Annotated in this window: 15 protein-coding genes, 1 tRNA gene and 1 pseudogene; 9 read left to right on the forward strand and 8 right to left on the reverse strand. The window is 35.6% G+C overall.

Features of this window, described 5'->3' with window-relative positions:
- The 8 genes and pseudogenes from AABM59_RS06640 to AABM59_RS06675 form a co-directional block, all read left to right on the forward strand.
- Positions 1-310 (forward strand): annotated as a pseudogene (locus AABM59_RS06640) (hypothetical protein); the annotation flags it as partial.
- Positions 311-415: 105 nt separating this feature from the next.
- Entirely contained in the window at positions 416-1,516 is a 1,101-nt protein-coding gene (locus tag AABM59_RS06645) for a glycoside hydrolase family 16 protein (RefSeq protein ID WP_338408195.1), read from the forward strand.
- A gap of 113 nt (positions 1,517-1,629) precedes the next feature.
- Positions 1,630-3,258 carry a cellulase family glycosylhydrolase gene (locus AABM59_RS06650; RefSeq protein WP_338408196.1) on the forward strand — a complete coding sequence of 543 codons (1,629 nt, stop codon included), beginning with the start codon at positions 1,630-1,632 and terminating at the stop codon, positions 3,256-3,258.
- Between the two features lie 39 nt (positions 3,259-3,297).
- Positions 3,298-5,274, forward strand: coding sequence for a sialate O-acetylesterase (locus AABM59_RS06655; RefSeq protein WP_338408197.1), 1,977 nt, complete (start codon positions 3,298-3,300; stop codon positions 5,272-5,274).
- 5 nt (positions 5,275-5,279) lie between these two features.
- Positions 5,280-7,958 (forward strand): beta-L-arabinofuranosidase domain-containing protein, encoded by a 2,679-nt coding sequence (locus tag AABM59_RS06660; protein WP_338408198.1) that lies wholly within the window; start codon positions 5,280-5,282, stop codon positions 7,956-7,958.
- 32 nt (positions 7,959-7,990) lie between these two features.
- Complete coding sequence (locus tag AABM59_RS06665) at positions 7,991-9,820, forward strand: glycoside hydrolase family 2 TIM barrel-domain containing protein (protein ID WP_338408199.1); 1,830 nt, start codon at positions 7,991-7,993, stop codon at positions 9,818-9,820.
- Positions 9,817-10,479, forward strand: coding sequence for a GDSL-type esterase/lipase family protein (locus AABM59_RS06670; protein WP_338408200.1), 663 nt, complete (start codon positions 9,817-9,819; stop codon positions 10,477-10,479). The genes AABM59_RS06665 and AABM59_RS06670 overlap by 4 nt, the downstream gene beginning before the upstream one ends.
- A gap of 71 nt (positions 10,480-10,550) precedes the next feature.
- Positions 10,551-11,255, forward strand: coding sequence for a PHB depolymerase family esterase (locus AABM59_RS06675; RefSeq protein ID WP_338408201.1), 705 nt, complete (start codon positions 10,551-10,553; stop codon positions 11,253-11,255).
- A 50-nt stretch (positions 11,256-11,305) separates the two neighbouring features.
- Here the strand turns inward: AABM59_RS06675 and AABM59_RS06680 are convergent.
- From AABM59_RS06680 to AABM59_RS06710, 7 genes are all read right to left on the reverse strand, one after another.
- A tRNA-Val gene (locus AABM59_RS06680) sits at positions 11,306-11,380 on the reverse strand.
- Positions 11,381-11,483: 103 nt separating this feature from the next.
- Positions 11,484-12,704 carry a folylpolyglutamate synthase/dihydrofolate synthase family protein gene (locus AABM59_RS06685; protein ID WP_338408202.1) on the reverse strand — a complete coding sequence of 407 codons (1,221 nt, stop codon included), beginning with the start codon at positions 12,702-12,704 and terminating at the stop codon, positions 11,484-11,486.
- Between the two features lie 26 nt (positions 12,705-12,730).
- Positions 12,731-13,600 carry an energy transducer TonB gene (locus AABM59_RS06690; protein WP_338408203.1) on the reverse strand — a complete coding sequence of 290 codons (870 nt, stop codon included), beginning with the start codon at positions 13,598-13,600 and terminating at the stop codon, positions 12,731-12,733.
- A gap of 7 nt (positions 13,601-13,607) precedes the next feature.
- Positions 13,608-14,003 carry a biopolymer transporter ExbD gene (locus AABM59_RS06695; RefSeq protein WP_338408204.1) on the reverse strand — a complete coding sequence of 132 codons (396 nt, stop codon included), beginning with the start codon at positions 14,001-14,003 and terminating at the stop codon, positions 13,608-13,610.
- A 2-nt stretch (positions 14,004-14,005) separates the two neighbouring features.
- Positions 14,006-14,710: a MotA/TolQ/ExbB proton channel family protein gene (locus AABM59_RS06700; RefSeq protein WP_338408205.1), complete on the reverse strand. Its 705-nt coding sequence runs from the start codon at positions 14,708-14,710 to the stop codon at positions 14,006-14,008.
- A gap of 49 nt (positions 14,711-14,759) precedes the next feature.
- Positions 14,760-16,136 carry a sodium:proton antiporter NhaD gene (nhaD, locus tag AABM59_RS06705; protein ID WP_338408206.1) on the reverse strand — a complete coding sequence of 459 codons (1,377 nt, stop codon included), beginning with the start codon at positions 16,134-16,136 and terminating at the stop codon, positions 14,760-14,762.
- A 141-nt stretch (positions 16,137-16,277) separates the two neighbouring features.
- A complete protein-coding gene (locus AABM59_RS06710) occupies positions 16,278-17,351 on the reverse strand; it encodes an anhydro-N-acetylmuramic acid kinase (protein ID WP_338408207.1) in 1,074 nt (357 codons plus the stop codon).
- A 93-nt stretch (positions 17,352-17,444) separates the two neighbouring features.
- On the opposite strand from AABM59_RS06710, the gene AABM59_RS06715 reads away from it, so the two are divergent.
- Positions 17,445-18,587 (forward strand): acyl-CoA dehydrogenase family protein, encoded by a 1,143-nt coding sequence (locus AABM59_RS06715; RefSeq protein WP_338408208.1) that lies wholly within the window; start codon positions 17,445-17,447, stop codon positions 18,585-18,587.
- A 108-nt stretch (positions 18,588-18,695) separates the two neighbouring features.
- On the opposite strand, the gene AABM59_RS06720 is transcribed toward AABM59_RS06715, so the two are convergent.
- A complete protein-coding gene (locus AABM59_RS06720) occupies positions 18,696-19,274 on the reverse strand; it encodes a GNAT family acetyltransferase (RefSeq protein WP_338408209.1) in 579 nt (192 codons plus the stop codon).
- Between the last annotated feature and the right edge of the window lie 32 nt (positions 19,275-19,306).

The raw sequence follows: 19,306 nt of genomic DNA on the forward strand, positions 1-19,306 counted from the left end.
AGGTGCTTTGGCGGGGGGGCTTCCTGGAATACCAAGTAATAAAGGAGAAGGGTGTTTCGATTATCCTGGTGGAACTTCTGAATTTTCTTTTGGCCCAGCAACATCTGGAGTGCCAGTCGTACCAACCGGAACAAATTCAACTACGACCCAGACAAGCATTAATTTAGCTGGAGTGGATACTTTTATTGGATATGGTTCTTGTTCAAAAGAATATGAAATTTTGACTATAAATTCAAATAAAATGTACCTTAGATCACAAGGGACTAATCCTGGAAATGCTTGGTATTTGGTACTGATACCAAAACCATAAATTCTCTTACTAATAAAACCCAGAACTATTTATTTGGTTCTGGGTTTTTTTTTCATTTTTTTTAATTCTAATCAGAGTATTCAAATGTTACGAAATAGATTTTTCTTGAAAAATTCTAGATGGTCAATTCATCTATTAAATGGTTGTTCATTAATTTGTTTTTTTTTATTATTGTCCTGTAGTGGAGAAAATGGAAGCGTTGGAAGTGGTGAAGGAGTGACAACTGTAACAACACCGTCTAATCTCGTGGTTACTACCGAAATTGTTGGTGCAAACACACAAAATCCTAATGGTGATGGTAGCGGAAAAGTAAATTTTTCAGTTTCTGCAACAAACGCCACAGCTTATACCGTTAATTTTGGTAACGGGGAATCAAAATATCAAACAACTGGTGACTTTACTGTTACTTACTCAACATCAGGAATCAATACTTATTCTGTAGATGTGTATGCGCATAATTTTGGAGAGAACATTAAAACAACAATTTCAATAACAGTTTTAAAAGGCAATTCAGCCTCTTTACTCTGGTCAGATGAATTTAATGTAGATGGAGCCCCAAATAGTTCCAAATGGGGATACGATACAGGAACAGGATCTGGCGGTTGGGGAAATAATGAATCCCAATATTATACAAGTCGCCCAGAAAACGTAACCATTTCAAACGGAATATTGAAAATCACAGCCAAAAAAGAAGCTTATTTAGGCAGTAATTATACTTCTGCAAGAATGCTCACTAAAGGTAAATTTTCTTTTAAATACGGCAGAGTCGAAATCAGTGCAAAACTACCTGGAGGTGGTGGAACTTGGCCTGCTCTTTGGATGCTTGGAGATAATATTAGCACTGTCAGTTGGCCCGCTTGTGGCGAAACTGACATTATGGAATATGCAGGAAATCGAGTCAATAAAATTACAGCGGCATTACATTATCCTGGACATTCTGGCGGAAACCCTTTTGGTGGCAACACCACAATTTCAAATGCCGAAACAGAATTTCATATTTATTCGTTAGACTGGAGAGAAACATACATAAAGATTTATGTTGATAATCAATTGTTTTTATCATTTGCAAATAACAGTAGCGTACCATTTAATCAAAATTTCTTTTTGATTTTTAATTGTGCAATGGGAGGAAGTTATGGTGGAGCAATAGATCCAAATTTTGTTTCTTCTACTTTTGAAATAGACTATGTAAGAGTCTATAATTAATTGTTTTATTTAATTCTATTTCAATACTCTAATTACTTGAAGGTTTTTTAGCAACATAGTTTTAATAACTAAATATAAATCCAGAATCTTAACACTTCTTCATCTACAAAATAATGAAAACAATAAGCACTTTAATCTTGGTATTTACCGTTTGCGTTTGTTCACAAGCACAAACCAACTTAACTTTTTTGCATACTTCAGGTTACGATATGGTAAACGAATCAGAAGATAAAATATTTCTAAAAGGAGTTGGTCTTGGAAACTGGCTTTTACCCGAAGGTTATATGTGGAAGTTTGGAGGTTTGGGAGATCGTCCTCGTAGAATTGAAAAAGTAGTTTCGGACTTAATAGGACAAGAAAAAGCGAACCATTTTTGGAAAACGTACCGACAAAATTACATCACTGAAGCTGATATTAAACGAATTGCTGAGTTGGGATTTAACTCGGTTAGACCAGCATTAAATTCAAGATTATTTTTAACAGAAGGCGAAAATTCTGTTTATGTTGAAGAAGGATTTCAGATCTTAGATAATTTAATTCAGTGGTGCAAAAAATATAAATTATATGTTATTATCGATATGCACGGAGCTCCCGGCGGACAAACAGGTGCCAATATTGATGATAGTCCAAATGATATACCAGAACTTTTCATCGATAAAAAATACGAAGATCAACTTGTAAATCTTTGGGTTAAAATCGCCGAAAGATACAAGGATGAACCTACTGTTGCTGCTTACGATTTATTGAATGAGCCATTGCCAAAAGCAACAGGTGCCGATTTAAAATACAAGCACTTATTAGTTCCTTTGTATCAAAGATTAACCACCGAAATTAGAAAAATAGATACCAAACATATGATTACCTTGGAAGGTTTTGATTGGTCAAACGATTGGTCACTTTTTGATAAGCCATTTGATTCTAATGTTTTTTACCAATTTCACTATTATTGCTGGGGAAGACCTGATAATTTGAATAATATCGATGAATATTTAATCAAAAGAAAGGAATTGAATACGCCAATTTGGGTTGGAGAAATGGGCGAAAAAGGAAATGCAATTCATTGGGCTTCATCGCAATATTTGGAAACAAATAACATTGGGTTTTCTTTATGGCCTTGGAAAAAAATGGATACCGAAAACACGCCTTACTCCATCAAGAAACCAGATAATTGGGATTTGATTTCTGAATATACAAAGAATGGCCCAAAGCCTGACAGTGCAATTGCTGAAAAAGCATTCAACGACTTACTCGAAAATATAAAAATAGCCAATTGCGACTATTTTGAAGATGTATGTAATGCTATAAATACCAGAATTCCAGGGAAAATAGAAGCCGAGAATTATGGATTCGAAGGTTTTAATCGTTCTTATTTTGTGTTGGATACGCTTAATAAATCTAAATTTTACAGAACAAATGAGCCTGTAAAAATTAAATTAGACAGCAAGGATAAAACCCAGTTTTGGTCAGATCAATCCGTTGAACTTCAAAAATCAGAATGGGTGGTTTATGATTTTATTAGTTTAGAAAGCAAGAAATATCGATTTTCGTTGAAAGTATCAAGTGGAGCAAAACCAACCAAATTGATTATTGAAATTAATGAAAAAAAAATAAATTTCACGGTAAACCATAAGGATTTGTCTGAAGTGATGTTGGGAAATTTTAATTTGGAAAAAGGAAAAAATAAAATTAAAGTTTTGGTTAAATCGAACGCACTTAATCTGGACTGGATTGAAATTAAATAAGTGAAATTGGGTTAAAAACATATTAAAATAAATTAAAAAATGAAAAAGCTGTATTTATTTCTATTGGTCGCACTGATTAGCAGTATCTCAATTCATGCTTCAGTTTCTGTTGCAAAAATTTTCAGCGACAATATGGTGTTGCAGCGTAATGCGCTGATTCCTATTTGGGGAACGGCAAAAGCCAATGAGAAAATTGAAGTCCGTTTTGACAAGCAAATCAAAAAAACGAAGGCCGATAAAAATGGCAAATGGATTATTCGGTTAGACAACGAAACCGCTGGCGGACCTTATAATTTGACTATAAAAGCGAGCAACACTATCGAAATAAAAAATGTTTTGGTGGGCGAAGTCTGGCTTTGCAGCGGACAATCGAATATGGAAATGCCAGTAGGGAGGGTCAAAGAATGGAGTGTAAACAATTTTGAGAAAGAAACGGCCGAAGCAAATTATCCAATGATTCGGCACATCAAAATCGATAAATTGGTGAATACATTACCTCAAAATAATGTAAATTCAAGTGAAAGCTGGCAAATTTGTGATTCAACCACTGTTGGAGGTTTTACAGCAGCTGGCTATTTTTTCGCAAAGAATATTTATAATGAATTAAAAATTCCAATCGGATTGATAAATGCATCTTGGGGAGGAACTAATATCGAAACTTGGATAAGTCGTGAGGCATTTGAAAGTAGTGAAGAGTTTGCAGAAATGATTGCAGGAATGCCAAAAGTAAGTTTAGATTCACTTTCAAAACTAAAAGTGAATGGTTTTGATAAAAGAATAGAAACGGTACAAGGAGCAAAAATAAATGCTGCAAGTGCAGCTAGTTTCAAAAAATCAGAATATGATGATTCAAATTGGCCAGAATTGAACCAGCCAGGACTATGGGAACAACAAAGTTTAGGTGAATTTGACGGTGTGGTTTGGTTGCGGAAATCAATAGTTTTATCAGCTGACGATAGTAAAAAAGAAGCTGTTTTAGAACTTTCAGCAATTGACGACAATGATGTGACATATATCAACGGTGTAGAGGTGGGAAGTACGAATAGTTGGGATGCACAAAGAAAATATACAATTTCTGCCGGAATATTAAAAGAAGGAGTAAACGTAATTGCTGTTAGAGTAACCGATAATGGTGGCGGTGGCGGAATTTATGGTGATGCAGCGGATCTTAAATTAACTGTAGGCAGTACAATACTTTCATTAAGCGGAATTTGGAAATTTCAGGTTGAAGCCATAAAAAGATCAGTCAATGAAAATTCATTTCCTTCATTATGTTATAATACAATGATCAATCCATTGATTCCTTTTGCTTTTAAAGGGGTTTTATGGTATCAAGGTGAATCAAATGCGGGGAGAGCTTACCAATATAGAAAAGCTTTTCCGTTATTGATAAACGACTGGCGTCAAAAATGGAATAGAGATAATTTTCCGTTTTATTTTGTACAGTTAGCTTCATTTAATGCCAAAGGAAATAGCAATATTGGTTGCGATTGGGCAGAAATTCAAGAAGCCCAAACAATGACCTTGAATGTTCCAAATACTGGTATGGTTGTAACTACTGATTTGGTTACTAATCCATATGATATTCATCCAAGGAACAAACAAGATATAGGTAAACGATTGGCAGCACTTGCCTTAAATAACGTATATCAAAAACCAATGGTTTGCTCTGGACCAATGTATAAATCAATGGAAATAAAAGAAAACCAAATAGTTGTTTCTTTTAATGATATAGGAGGTGGTTTAGTTACACCTGATAAATATGGTTATATAAAAGGTTTTGAAATTGCTGGTGAAGACCAAGTATTTTATTACGCCAAGGCATTCATACTAGACAATAAAGTAATTCTTTCTAGTGACAAAGTGCCAAACCCTGCAGCAGTCCATTACAGTTGGGTAGGTGATGCAACGGAAAGCAATTTATTTAACAAGGAAGGATTTCCTGCCGTTCCTTTTAGAACCGATGAATGGAAAACGATAACCAAAGACGTGAAATACAAATTGGCAATTAATTAAACTATATGGGAATATTTAAAACAAACCCGAGAGCTATGCTCGAACTGGAGAAGCAAACGCAAATAGCCTTGTTTTTAGTGCTAATTAGCATTTCTATTTCTCAAGCGCAAATGCTCAATCTTCCCAATGAGGCCAAGTTTAAAATGGGGGATGCTAAAGATTGGTCCAATCAAGCCTATAATGACAACGATTGGGAAAGGAAACAATTGGGAAAATCTTGGGCAACTACTGAGGTTGAAAAAAATGTGTATGCTTGGTATCGAATCAAAATCGTGATTCCATCGACGATGAAAACCCAGAACGGCAAAGGCATAAAGCTAAACTTGGGAAAAATTGACGATGTAGATCAAACCTATTTTAACGGAAAATTGGTGGGACAAACCGGTGGTTTTCCTCCATCTTATGAAACCAAATGGGATGCAGAACGGCAATATGTTCTTGCTCAAAACACCATTCAATGGGATCAGGAAAATACGATTGCAGTTCGGATTTTTAGTCCTGACATAGGAGGATTCGGGATGTACACGGGACCTTATAGTTTAGAGCCAATTGGCTGGGCCGATGCTATTTCTATTCATCAAAACATTGAAGAAACACCTAATAATGGATTTACGACAAGAGTTTCATTTACCAATAAAAGCGAAACGCCATTTGAAGGAACCATAAAATATTGGGTTTCTAACAAAGCAAAAACCGTATTATTTACAGAAACAAAACCGGTGCGTGTTTATTCCAGAATGGGAGCAGAAACGGTTATTGCGTTTACCAATTTCGAACCTAAAAGTGATGATTTTGTTATCGTTGCTTACCAAATTAATGATAATAATAGTACGCTTACAAGCAAAAACGAACAACTATATCTGGCTAATATCCATATCGAAATTCCCGTTGGGAAGCGGCCAAAAACTGTAGTTGAAAATAAAATTAAAGATTTATACACTTCAATCCCTTTCGAAAATCAAAAAATGAAAGGTTATTTAGGAAAGCGAATGGACCAAAACTTGGTGGAACGCCTCTTGAAAGTGGATGAAGAAGGTTTGATTGGTTCCTATATGCAAAGACCCGGAATTCATCCTTGGGCTGGCGAACACGTGGGTAAATATCTTGAAACCGCCTGTAATGTTTGGAAAAGCACTCACGATCCAAAACTTAAAAAACAGATGGATCGAATGATGTACAAACTCATCAACACGCAATTGGAAGACGGCTATTTAGGGACTTACACGCCCAATGATTACTGGACAAGTTGGGATGTTTGGTCGCACAAATACAATTTATATGGATTGCTTGCGTATTATGAAACGACTGGTTATGAACCTGCATTAGACGCTTGCAAGAAAATGGGCGATTTAATGTGCACCACTTTTGGGAACAATCCCGGGCAACGCGATATTATTTTGGCCGGAGAACATATAGGAATGGCTGCAACAAGTATTTTGGATCCAATGATTGAATTGTACAAATACACGGGCGAGAAAAAATATCTTGATTTTTGCTATTACATTGTTGATGCTTGGGAACACGAAAATGGTCCAAAAATAATCAGTTCCTTATTGACAAAGGGACAAGTTAATAAAGTGGCCAATAACAAAGCGTATGAAATGCTCTCGAATTTTGTGGGATTGGCAAAATTATACCGAGTTACGGGAGACGCAAAACTATTGAAACCTGTCGAAATTGCTTGGCAGGATATCGTTGACAAAAGATTGTATGTCACCGGAACCACCAGTTCTTGGGAACATTTTCAGGATGATAATGTATTGCCGGCATCGGACAATAACCATATGGGCGAAGGCTGTGTAACTACAACTTGGATTCAATTCAATCAGCAATTGTTGGACGCAACAGGCGAAACAAAATATGCCGAACAAATTGAAAAAACAATTTACAACCATTTGCTGGCGGCCGAAAATCCGGAAACGGGTTGCGTGAGTTATTATACGCCCTTGATGGACAAAAAACCTTTCATTTGTTACATCAGCTGCTGCACATCGAGTGTTCCCCGCGGAATTGCGATGATTCCTTATTTTACTTTTGGAAACGTGAAAAATGTCCCAACGATAATGATGTATGAAGCCGCATCTTACAAAGAAAAGATTACAACTTTAGATAAAAAAAATATCGATTTGTCGGTGCAAGTGGCGGGTAATTTCCCAATGAATGGTGAGTTGACGGCAACTGTTATCACTTCAGAAACCGCGACTTTTTCAATTGGATTACGAGTGCCGTCTTGGTGTACTTCTTTTGTGGCGAAAGTGGGAAACACAGCATACAAAGGCAAAGCCAATGAATATCTACAAATTAATCGACTTTGGAAAAGTGGCGAAAAAATTGCTATTTCTTTCGATATGCCAATTAAAATATTGAACGGAGGAACAAGTTATCCAAATGAAATCGCTTTTCAAAGAGGACCGCAGGTTTTGGCGTATGATAGTTCTTTAAACACAAAATCAACTATGGAAACCCAACAAAAAAACGCGTTTTACACTTTTGAAAACAAAAGTATCCTTAATGTATTGCCAATACAATGGATAGGAAAACAGGTTTATCAAGTAAAAATAAAGGATAAAGAATATATCAATTTAGTTCCTTACGCCGATGCAAGCCAAACTGGCGGAGTCGTGAAAGTTTGGTTGCCGTTAAATGCTTCTAAAAAAAGAATGATAATTCATAAATCGAAATGATAATGTTATATAAATAATACAAATAATAAACTATGAAATTGCTCAAACACATTCTCCTACTTTTTCCCCTTTTCAGTTTTTCACAAGAATTGATTACCAATATTCCGAATAGAGAAACAACTTCCTTAAACGGCAAATGGAATTACATTGTGGATCAATATGAAACGGGTTATTACAGTTTTCATCAAGACGCTTTCGACCAGCAAAAAGGCTTGCAGAAATCGGCCTATTACAGCAATTATCACGCCCAAAACAAGCAGGAATTAGTAGAATATGATTTTGACAAATCACCAACAATGACTATTCCGGGCGATTGGAATTCGCAAAAGGAGAATCTTTTTTATTACGAAGGAACGGTCTGGTTCAAGAAATCTTTTGATTATGACTTGAAAGAAAACAAGCGACTTTTTGTTTATTTTGGAGCGGTCAACTACAAAGCTGAGGTGTATCTCAACGGTATAAAACTGGGTGTTCACGAAGGTGGTTTTACGCCTTTTAATTTTGAAGTTTCATCAATTATCAAGGATAAAGATAATTTTTTGGTGGTGAAAGTCGACGACACGCGCCGAAAGGAAGCCGTGCCTACTACTAATACGGACTGGTTTAATTATGGTGGAATCACGCGAGATGTTTTGTTGATTGAAGAACCAAAAACGTATATTCAAGATTATTTTATCCAACTCAAAAAAGGAGATAAAAACACGATTTCAGGATTTGTAATAATCAATAATTTTGACAAAAGTGCCGAATTTGTCACTGTCAAAATTCCTGAACTCAAAATTAATTACAAAGGAAAAATTGATTTCGATGGTAAAGTAAGTTTTGAAATCATTAACAAAAAAATTCAATATTGGTCACCTGAAAGCCCGAAATTATACGATGTTTCGGTAGAATATAACAATCAAATTCTCAAAGATAACATCGGTTTTAGAACCATAGAAACCAGCGACGCCAAGGTTGTCCTGAACGGAAAACCTGTTTTCCTGCGAGGTATTTCCATTCACGAAGAAAACGACAAAGGTGGTCGAGCCAAATCTGAAACCGATGCAGTTCGATTGTTGACTTGGGCAAAGGAATTGGGTTGTAATTATGTGCGATTGGCACATTATCCGCACAATGAAAATATGGTGCGATTGGCTGATAAAATCGGATTGATGGTTTGGGAGGAAATTCCCGTGTATTGGACGGTTGATTTCACCAGTTTGGACACCTATAAAAATGCCGAAAACCAGTTGGTCGAAATGATAACTCGGGACAAAAATAGATGCTCCACCATTATTTGGTCTATAGCAAACGAAACACCCATTTCTGATGTGCGGAATGCTTTTATCGGCAATTTAGCTATCAAGGCAAGGTCTTTGGATAATGCTCGACTGATAAGTGCTGCTTTGCTCACTAAAAGCAATGGTCTGGATAGTTTTGTAGATGATGCTATTGCCGAAAATCTTGACATCGTTGCTTTCAATGAATATTTGGGTTGGTATGGAGGAAATCTTGTAGATGCCGAAAAGATTCAATGGACCTCAAAATACAATAAACCGGTTGTGGTTTCAGAATTTGGAGGAGGTGCAAAACAAGGTTTACACGGCGAGAAAATGGATCGTTGGACAGAAGAATTTCAAGAGTATTTGTACATTCAAAACCTGAAAATGATTGATAAAATTCCAAATATTAGCGGAATAAGTCCTTGGATTTTGGTCGATTTTCGATCACCAAGAAGATTGCTTCCAGAAATTCAAGATGGGTACAACCGGAAAGGATTGATTTCGAATGAGGGAAACAAAAAGAAGGCGTTTTTTGTATTGAAAGATTTTTACGAGAAAAAAAGCAAGAGATTTACACCTAAATCAGCATCAAAATGAACCTTAAAATTAAAATGCTGTTTTTGCTGCTGTTGTTTTCATTCTTTGGATGCAAGATAAACGAAAAACCATATTGGGAGGATATTCAGAAATTCAATAAAATTGACCAACAAAATATTCCAATGCAGCATGAAATTCTGTTTATTGGAAGTTCTTCTTTTACTTATTGGCAAGATGTGCAAGAATATTTTCCAAACCATCTGATACTAAACAGAGCTTTTGGAGGTTCTACCTTGTTGAATTTAATCCAATATAAAAACGAAATTTTAAATCCACATCATCCAAAACAGATTGTGATTTATTGTGGAGAAAATGACATTGCCAATGACGATAAAGTTACGGGTGAAACTGTATATAACAGGTTTGGAAAGCTTTTCAAAATAATTAAGAAAAAATTTCCAGATGTTTTTGTTGCTTATGTTTCTATGAAACCAAGCCCTTCACGCTGGCATTTAAGAGAAAAAATGATAGATGGCAATAAGCGAATCGAAACGTTTTTAAAGACGAAGAAAAATACTTTAGTTATCAATATTTGGGATAAAATGTTGGATGAAAAAGGAAAACCGAAGGGAGAAATTTTTATAAAAGACAGCTTGCATATGAATTCAAAAGGCTATAAAATTTGGAAAAAAGAGATTGCTCCAAACCTGAAATTTTAACTATTTGGCACGCAATCGATTTGATTTATTTCCTATAAAATTAAGCGCTTTATCAACATAATTTATTAAAAATGAAAAATACAATCCAATTATTATTACTGGTTATTTCCTTTTCTTGTTTTGGACAAAAGGAAACAACAGGCCATTTTAAATTTGAAATTACAAACCATTTTGAACTGAAATACATCTTATCTAAACCGGATAATGGCAAAGAAAACAAACCTCTTATTATTTTTCTTCACGGTTCTGGTGAAAAGGGCGATGATTTAGAAAAAATTAAAACTCATGGGCCGTTAAAGTATTTGAAAACCAATAAGCTGGATGCTTATATTTTGGCCCCAGAATGTCCTGATGGTAAATATTGGAATTCAGAAGAAATTTATTTGTTGATTCAAAAAATTACCGCCGAAAACAAAATAGATCGCAACAGAATTTATCTCACAGGCTTAAGCATGGGCGCTTGGGGAGCGTGGAATTTGGCCTTTGCCTATCCTGAAATGTTTGCTGCATTGGTTCCAATTGCTGGATTTGTGGATAGAGTACCAATGATTGAAAATTGTAAATTGGCCAACATCCCGATACGAATTTACCACGGATTGATTGATGAAGTTGTCGATGTGCAGTACTCGATTGACATTTATAAAAAACTTAGGGAATGCAACAAAGATATAAAACTAGAAATATTTGACAATGCTTTTCACGATAGTTGGACACGTGTTTATGACAATCCTGAGATTTACAATTGGATGTTAAAGCAAAGCAAAAAGACAAATTAGGTCTAATTATCTCATAAAAAAAACCCCACTATCTCTAATGAAGTTTTTTGTGGGCGATGAGGGGTTCGAACCCCCGACCCCCTCGGTGTAAACGAGGTGCTCTGAACCAGCTGAGCTAATCGCCCTAATTACCTCACTAAACCTTTATTTTATAAGTGTTCGGTGAACTTGTTTGTGGGTGCAAATATACATCACTTTTTCATATTCACAAGTAAAAGCTAGAAAAAACTATAAAATTTCTGCCACAACAAAAGTACTTCCGCCAATGTATATAAAGTCGGATTTAGTGGCAGTTTGTACTGCTTTTTTATAAGATTCTGAAACAGAATTGAATACTTCTCCTTTCAATCCAAATTCGGATGCTTTTTGTTTTAGAATTTGTGGTTCCAAACCTCGAGGAATATCGGGTTTGCAGAAATAATATTTAGCTTCTTTTGGGAAAAGCGGCAAAATTTCTTCCAAATCTTTGTCGTTTACAACGCCCAAAACAACATGTAAAGTTTCATATTTTTCTTTTTTAATTTGCTTCATCACGATTTCTAAACCGTTTTTGTTGTGCGCCGTGTCACAGATAGTTTTTGGAGATTCACCCAGTTGTTGCCATCTACCTTGCAGCCCCGTTTTTTTTATAACATTCAACAAACCGTATTTGACATTGTCTTCAGAAATTTTAAATATTTTTTGAGATTTTAATACAGTAATGGTTTCAATAGCGGTTTTCTTGTTGTGAACTTGATAATCTCCTAATAAATCTGATGAATAGGACTGCAAAATTAAATCAGATGCAAAATAGATTTCAGAATGATTTTCCTTTGCTTTTGCCAAAAAAATGGGCTTCGTTTCATTCGTATACTCACCAATGACAACCGGAATTCCGGGTTTTATGATTCCCGCCTTTTCGAAAGCAATACTTTCTAAGGTGTTTCCAAGGAACTGAGTATGGTCTAATGCAATATTTGTAATTACGGAAATAAGAGGAGTAATGACATTTGTGGCATCGAGTCTTCCGCCCATTCCTACTTCGATAATGGCGATGTCTACTTTCTCTTTGTAAAAATAATCGAAAGCCAATCCCACCGTCATTTCAAAGAAACTCATGTCATTGGCTTCGAAAAACAGTTTGTTTGTATTGATGAAATTACAAACAAATTCTTCCGAGATTTCAATACCATTAATCTTGATGCGCTCTCTAAAATCTCTCAAATGGGGAGATGTATACAATCCCACCTTATATCCTGCTTCCTGAAGTATCGATGCCAGCATATGCGAGGTGGAACCTTTGCCGTTTGTTCCCGCAACGTGAATGGATTTGAATTTTTGTTGTGGATTCTCGAGATGTTTTACAAGTAAATACGCATTTGTCAAATCTTTTTTATAGGCTGAAGCACCTTGAAGTTGGTACATCGGGAGTTGATTAAACATCCAGCTTGTTGTTTCTTGATAATTCATTTATTAGAATTCTATTGACAAATAGCTTATTGTGTCAATTTGAAGTTATAGATTATTTTGCCAATTTGGGTGTCGGGGGCGCTATCATCAGATTGCCATTTTGTGTTCAAAGCGGCAATTTTCGCTTGATCCAGCAGACATTTTGCTGTATTTGTTGTGCCTTTTATTCCGGGATTTGCAGTGATGACTTTCCCGTTTCTGTCGACTGCTATTTGTACAACGACAATTCCTTGTTCGTTGCAAAGATACCTTGGTTCGGGTTTATTGAGCGCTTTTCTATTTCCCAATTGATAATTTCCGTTTCCAGTTCCACTTCCGGATCCGTTACCATAACCGCTTCCGTTCCCTAATCCAGTACCTGAAACACCTCCTCCGCCAGTTCCATTTCCTGAACCGCCACTTCCGCTATAGCCATTTGCATTTGGATCGCCAGTTAATTTTCCTTTATTTCCACCTGTTTTAACGTTTCCATCGCCTGATTTGTTCGATCCGTTCATTATACTTGACAAAGCATCTGTTGTAGATTTTGAAGGTTTGGGAACTTCCTTTATAGCAGGTTTTGGAGTTATTACTTTTTCATTTTTTTTTGATTGGGAAATTACGGGTGCATCGGTAGATTCTTGAGTTAAAATTTTTTCAACTTGAGCGGTTGTTTTAACAGGAACTGATTTTACGACAGGAACCGATAAGTCTTTGGATTTGTAATTTTTACCTGAACCTACTTCGCTATTTCCAAAATTTATTGCAATTTCTCCGCCACCACCGCCACCTTCAAGCACTACTGCAGCTGGATCAGTGGTAAGCTTTAGAAATACCAATAGCAAAAACAGCAATATAAAAAAGGCTGTCGTTAATGCAAATGATTTTCTTTCGTATTCAGTTTCTAAAATTTTCATTCGGGATCTATTTTGGGCTTACAGCCAAAACAATTTTGAATTTATTTCGATAAGCAATATCCATTACGCTCACTGCTCTTTCGATGGGAACACCTTCTTCAACGTGTAAAAGTATCGTTGGGTCGGCTTGGTTGGCAAGCATTGTTTTTAGTTTTTCTTCCAATGTGTTTTCGGCAAATTTATTCTTGTCAATGAAATATTCCAGGTTTCTATTAACGCTTACCGAAACATTTTTTACTTCATCTGATTTACCGGAGGATTTTGGCAAAACCAAATCCAATGCATTATTCGAAGTTATTGTTGTAGAAGCAATCATAAAAAATATGAGCAACAAAAATACAATATCCGTCATAGAAGACATATTGAATTCAGCCGAAACTTTATTTCTTCCTCTTAAATTCATAATTAAGCGGGTTCGTTTAATAAATCTAAAAATTCAACTACGTTAGCTTCCATTTGGTTTACAATTTTATCTGTTTTTGAAACCAAATGATTGTAACCCACATAAGCAATAATTCCAACGATTAAACCTACAACGGTGGTCATCATTGCTGTATAAATCCCTTCGGATAAAGTGCTCATTTCAATTTTATTGTTGCCGCTTTCTGCCATTTTGTGGAAAGCAATTACCATTCCCACAACGGTTCCTAAGAAACCAGTCATTGGTCCGGCACCAGAAATAGTTGCCAGCATACTGACATTTTTTTCTAGCTTGTAAATTTCCAATTTCCCAGCGTTTTCAATAGCAGTGTGAATATCGGCAAGGGGTTTTCCTATTCTCGAAATGCCTTTTTCTATCAATCTAGCCACCGGCGAATTCGTTTTGGCACAAAGCATTTTTGCTGAATCAATCTTTCCGCTCATAATATTTATCTTGATATTATTCATGAAATTAGAATCAATTTTCGAAGCTGCATTGATGGCTAACAGTCTTTCGAAGTATAAATAAATAGCGAAAAAGAGCATGATGAAAATTACGGACATAATAGTTTGCCCTGCGATTCCGCCACTAAAAACAATATCCATTACAGATAATTCTGGTTTTGTCGCTAGTTGTTCTGCGATATTTGCTGCTACGGCCGTTGAATCGATTTGAAGAAAAGCTATCATATTTATATATTTATATTGAACTTAAAACGTTGAAATTTACAATAAATTGTTACCTAAAAAAATGTTCTATTCCAATAAAAATAAGCGCTCCAGCTATAAATCCAACGAAAGCTAGCCAAGTTATTTTTTTAAGATACCAAATAAAGTTTATTTTTTCCATTCCCATTGCGGCAACCCCAGCGGCAGAACCAATGATAAGCATACTTCCTCCTGTTCCCGCGCAATAAGCAATAAAATGCCAAACTGGGTGGTCAATTTCAAAAGTGTACATGCCCATTGTGGCCGCTACCAAAGGTACATTGTCGATTACGGATGACAACATTCCTAATAATATGATTACTGTATCCATATTTGGAATTGCATTGGATAAACTTTCGGCAGCAAAACGCAAAGTCCCCGTTTGAACGTTTAAAACACTTCCAAAAACTAACACTTCAAGACACCCAACCGCCATTAATATTCCCAAGAAAAACAAGACACTTGAAATTTCTATTCTTGATAACGCTGTGTTTACTGAATATCTTTTGTTATTCGTTTTGTCAAAACTTTCTTCGGGATGTATAAATTCAGAAAACAACCATACCACTCCCAAACTAAATATCATTCCCAAATAAGGAGGAAGGTGAGTGATGGTTTTGAATATGGGAACAAAAATGATGGCGCCAAGACCCAAATAGAGCATTTTTGAACTACTCAATAGTCGTTTTTCCTCTTGGCTTACGTTAATTTCAGAAATTTTGACATCGCCCTTAAATGCTTTTAGCCTTGATGCGATTGCAAAGGGAATCAAAAAACTCACGATTGAAGGGAGGACTACATATTCCATTAATCCTCCAGCTGTAATTTTATTTCCTATCCAAAGCATTGTGGTAGTAACATCTCCTATTGGTGACCAAGCCCCGCCAGCATTAGCTGCAATAATAATTAAGGAAGCAAACCAAAGACGTTCGTCCTTGTGGTGAATTAATTTTCGCAATACAGTAATCAATACAATTGTAGCGGTTAAGTTATCGATAATAGCAGAAAGGAAAAAGCCTATAATTCCTAAAATCCATAGCAATTGGACTTTGCTTTTAGTTTTTATAGCACTTTTTATAACATCGAAACCTTTATGCAAATCAATGAGTTCAACAATGGTCATTGCACCAATCAGGAAAATCAAGATTTCGGCTGTGGCGCTAAATTGACCTGACAGCGTATTTAAAAACCCTTCCTTTTGGAGTTCAAGATCCCCATTGGCAACATTAAAAACGGCTCCACTTTCGTTAATAACCGAAAACCAACCTAAATTAAATCCGATGGACAAAAAGGCCCACATTGTTGAAGCCATTAATAAGGCAGGTACTGATTTGTCGAGTTTTAAAGGGTGCTCCAATGTAATTAGCAGGTAGCCAATTATGAATAAAAAAACTAAAATTACTTCCATAAATATGATAAATTAATTGTTTTTATGTAAATGCTTAATTATTACAAATGTAATTTTTTGAAATTTAATTCTAGAGTTTTTTGTTAATTATCAGAAAAAATAGTTTAAACTTCAGAACCAAGATTTAACATCTTTTTTCCTTTATTCTTGAATATAATAAATTTTCCCAGAACTATGATCCATCTTTGCTCCTGTAACACTGCTCATAACATTTATTTCCCCTCGTAGTTTTAGAATTCCTAACAGAGCGAAAATCAAGGCTTCCTTAAATTCTAATATTTTTTTTGAAGGAATTGTAATTTTTATTTCAGGCAAATAGGATTCTATACGTTCCATTAAGAAATCATTGTAAGCACCACCTCCAGTGACTAACATTTGACCTTTTTTATTAGGCAAAGCTAAAGCGATTTGAAAAGCGATGTGCTGTGTAAAGGTTCGTAATTTGTCTTCAATAGAAATTTCGAAACTTTCGGTTATTGGCAAGACGATTTCCTTAACAAATTCAAAGCCCAAAGATTTTGGTTTTTTTTGATGGTAAAAACCCAACGCATTTAAATTGTTAAACAAATCTTCGTTGATTTTTCCCGTTCTTGAAATGGCACCTTTATCATCATAATCCAATCCTATTTGATTGGCATAATAATTTAGCACTGTGTTTACAGGCGAAATATCAAAGGCGATTCTAATTCCATTCTCTTCAAATGAAATATTTGAAAAGCCGCCTAAATTGATGCAATAATCATATTCAGAAAACAATATCTGATCCCCAATAGGAACCAAAGGAGCACCTTGTCCACCAAGAGCAACATCCTGGATCCTGAAATCGCAAACTACAGTTTGTTGAATCAAGCTTGAGATTTCGGCTAAATTACCTATTTGAAGCGTTAATCCTTTTTCAGGCTGGTGTAATATAGTATGTCCGTGAGAGCAAACGGCATCGAGATTCTGTATTTTATGCTTTTCGACAAAATTAGAAATTATGTTAGACAGAAGTTTTGTGTATGCTGTATCTAGTTTTATTAGCTCATTTTCAGTATAATCAATTGCTAATTTCAAATAATTAATCCAGCTTTGGCTATAGCCAACGGTTTCGCTTTCAAGGATTTTGAAAGCCCATTTCTGGTTGCTTAAATGGAATTGAATATGGGCTAAATCTACGCCGTCAAGGGAAGTTCCTGACATAACTCCGATAACGTTATAGTTGTTTTTTTTCATCGTCCAAATTTACTAATCAAAATTGAAAATCCCATTATAAAAAAGTACCTTTGAGGATATTTTTATAACAAAAAACATTTATTTTATATAACTATGGATTTTAATCTTACCGAAGAACAATTAATGGTTCAACAAGCCGCTAGAGATTTTGCTCAAAACGAACTTTTACCTGGTGTAATTGAGCGAGATGAAAAACAAATTTTTCCTGCCGAGCAAGTCAAAAAAATGGGTGAGCTTGGATTTATGGGAATGATGGTAGATCCAAAATACGGGGGGAGCGGCCTCGATACAATTTCTTATGTTATTGCAATGGAAGAGATTTCAAAGGTTGACGCTTCGGCTTCGGTGGTCATGTCGGTAAATAATTCTCTTGTTTGCTGGGGTCTGCAGGCTTTTGGAACCGAAGCGCAAAAACAGCAATGGCTACCAAGATTATCCTCCGGAGAAATTCACGGCGCTTTTTGCTTAAGTGAGCCTGAGGCCGGAAGTGACGCCACTTCACAAAAAACTACAGCTATAGATATGGGCGACCATTATTTAGTAAACGGGACAAAAAACTGGATTACTAACGGAGGAACGGCTTCATTTTATATCGTAATTGCCCAAACCGATGTGGATAAAAAGCACAAAGGAATTAATGCTTTGATTATGACTAAAGATATGGCAGGTTTTGCTGTTGGTCCAAAAGAACATAAAATGGGAATTCGTGCTTCAGACACGCATTCATTGATGTTTAACGATGTGAAGGTGCCAAAGGAAAATAGAATTGGTGAAGACGGTTTTGGTTTTAAATTCGCGATGAAAACATTGGCTGGAGGAAGAATTGGTATTGCTGCTCAAGCATTGGGTATTGCTTCTGGGGCTTATGAATTGGCGTTGAAATATTCGAAAGAACGAAAGGCGTTTGGCACAGAAATTTGTAATCATCAGGCAATTGCTTTTAAACTTGCCGATATGGCGGTGAATATTGAAGCCTCGCGGCACCTTTGTATGAAAGCGGCTTGGGATAAAGACAATCATAATAATTATGATATAAGTGGAGCGATGGCAAAACTTTTTGCTTCTCAAACGGCAATGGACACGGCTGTCGAAGCGGTTCAAATACATGGTGGAAACGGTTATGTGAGAGAATATCACGTAGAGCGAATGATGCGTGATGCGAAAATTACTCAAATCTATGAAGGCACTTCCGAAATTCAGAAAATTGTAATTTCCCGAAGTATAATTGCGGGATAAGGAGGAGATTATCATATAAAAAAAACCTTTCATTTTCAGAAATTTGAAAGGTTTTTTTTGATGTTTATTTTATAAATCCTCTCCAAAACAATCAAGATTGAAAGGAATTCAATGGCTGGCTAAAGTGGGCTTATTCATATCATAAGCCAAAATATAATAGTTGTTGTTATTGAATTCAAAATCACCAATAACCGCCCAGTTGAGTTTTTCCGTGTGAGCTTTATATGAGGGAATATTGGTTTTGTTGATGAAAGTCAAACTCAACGGATATTTTTTTACAACGTGAATTCGCATAAACTCGAAGAGTTGATTAATCAATCCTTTTCCCCTATATTTTTTGTCAATGCAAATGGGACCATACTGGAAACTACGGGTTGAATTAATTTCAAAATCTAAAAATTCAAGCATTGGAAACAGGCTGATCATATGTTCGAAAATAGGATATTGGCTGAAGAAATCCCAGCTTTCTGCAAAAATGTAAGCGATTATTTTATTGTTGTCTTTAGCGATAAACAAGCCTTCATTATTGATAACATGAGTCAGTTGTTCCACAGAAAAAGGAGTGGTGACAAATCCCGATTTCTTTTCTTCTTCGTTTAAATTAGAAACGAGATATAATTTTTGTAAATTTAAAACGCCATTAATATCACTTAATTTTGCCACTTCTAATTGTAAGTTTCCTATCATTTTCAACGAATTCAAAATTTGTTTAAATTCTG

This window comes from uncultured Flavobacterium sp. (assembly GCF_963925185.1).
Classification (GTDB): Bacteria; Bacteroidota; Bacteroidia; order Flavobacteriales; family Flavobacteriaceae; genus Flavobacterium.

Bases quoted from the DNA above. Each gene is read 5' to 3' on its own strand.
- AABM59_RS06710 (WP_338408207.1), bottom strand. From the start codon at position 17,351: ATGAAAAAAAACAACTATAACGTTATCGGAGTTATGTCAGGAACTTCC.
- AABM59_RS06685 (WP_338408202.1), bottom strand. From the start codon at position 12,704: ATGAATTATCAAGAAACAACAAGCTGGATGTTTAATCAACTCCCGATG.
- AABM59_RS06665 (WP_338408199.1), top strand. From the start codon at position 7,991: ATGAAATTGCTCAAACACATTCTCCTACTTTTTCCCCTTTTCAGTTTT.
- AABM59_RS06715 (WP_338408208.1), top strand. From the start codon at position 17,445: ATGGATTTTAATCTTACCGAAGAACAATTAATGGTTCAACAAGCCGCT.
- AABM59_RS06655 (WP_338408197.1), top strand. From the start codon at position 3,298: ATGAAAAAGCTGTATTTATTTCTATTGGTCGCACTGATTAGCAGTATC.
- AABM59_RS06660 (WP_338408198.1), top strand. From the start codon at position 5,280: ATGGGAATATTTAAAACAAACCCGAGAGCTATGCTCGAACTGGAGAAG.
- AABM59_RS06675 (WP_338408201.1), top strand. From the start codon at position 10,551: ATGAAAAATACAATCCAATTATTATTACTGGTTATTTCCTTTTCTTGT.
- AABM59_RS06690 (WP_338408203.1), bottom strand. From the start codon at position 13,600: ATGAAAATTTTAGAAACTGAATACGAAAGAAAATCATTTGCATTAACG.
- nhaD (WP_338408206.1), bottom strand. From the start codon at position 16,136: ATGGAAGTAATTTTAGTTTTTTTATTCATAATTGGCTACCTGCTAATT.
- AABM59_RS06720 (WP_338408209.1), bottom strand. From the start codon at position 19,274: ATGATAGGAAACTTACAATTAGAAGTGGCAAAATTAAGTGATATTAAT.
- AABM59_RS06650 (WP_338408196.1), top strand. From the start codon at position 1,630: ATGAAAACAATAAGCACTTTAATCTTGGTATTTACCGTTTGCGTTTGT.
- AABM59_RS06695 (WP_338408204.1), bottom strand. From the start codon at position 14,003: ATGAATTTAAGAGGAAGAAATAAAGTTTCGGCTGAATTCAATATGTCT.
- AABM59_RS06700 (WP_338408205.1), bottom strand. From the start codon at position 14,710: ATGATAGCTTTTCTTCAAATCGATTCAACGGCCGTAGCAGCAAATATC.
- AABM59_RS06670 (WP_338408200.1), top strand. From the start codon at position 9,817: ATGAACCTTAAAATTAAAATGCTGTTTTTGCTGCTGTTGTTTTCATTC.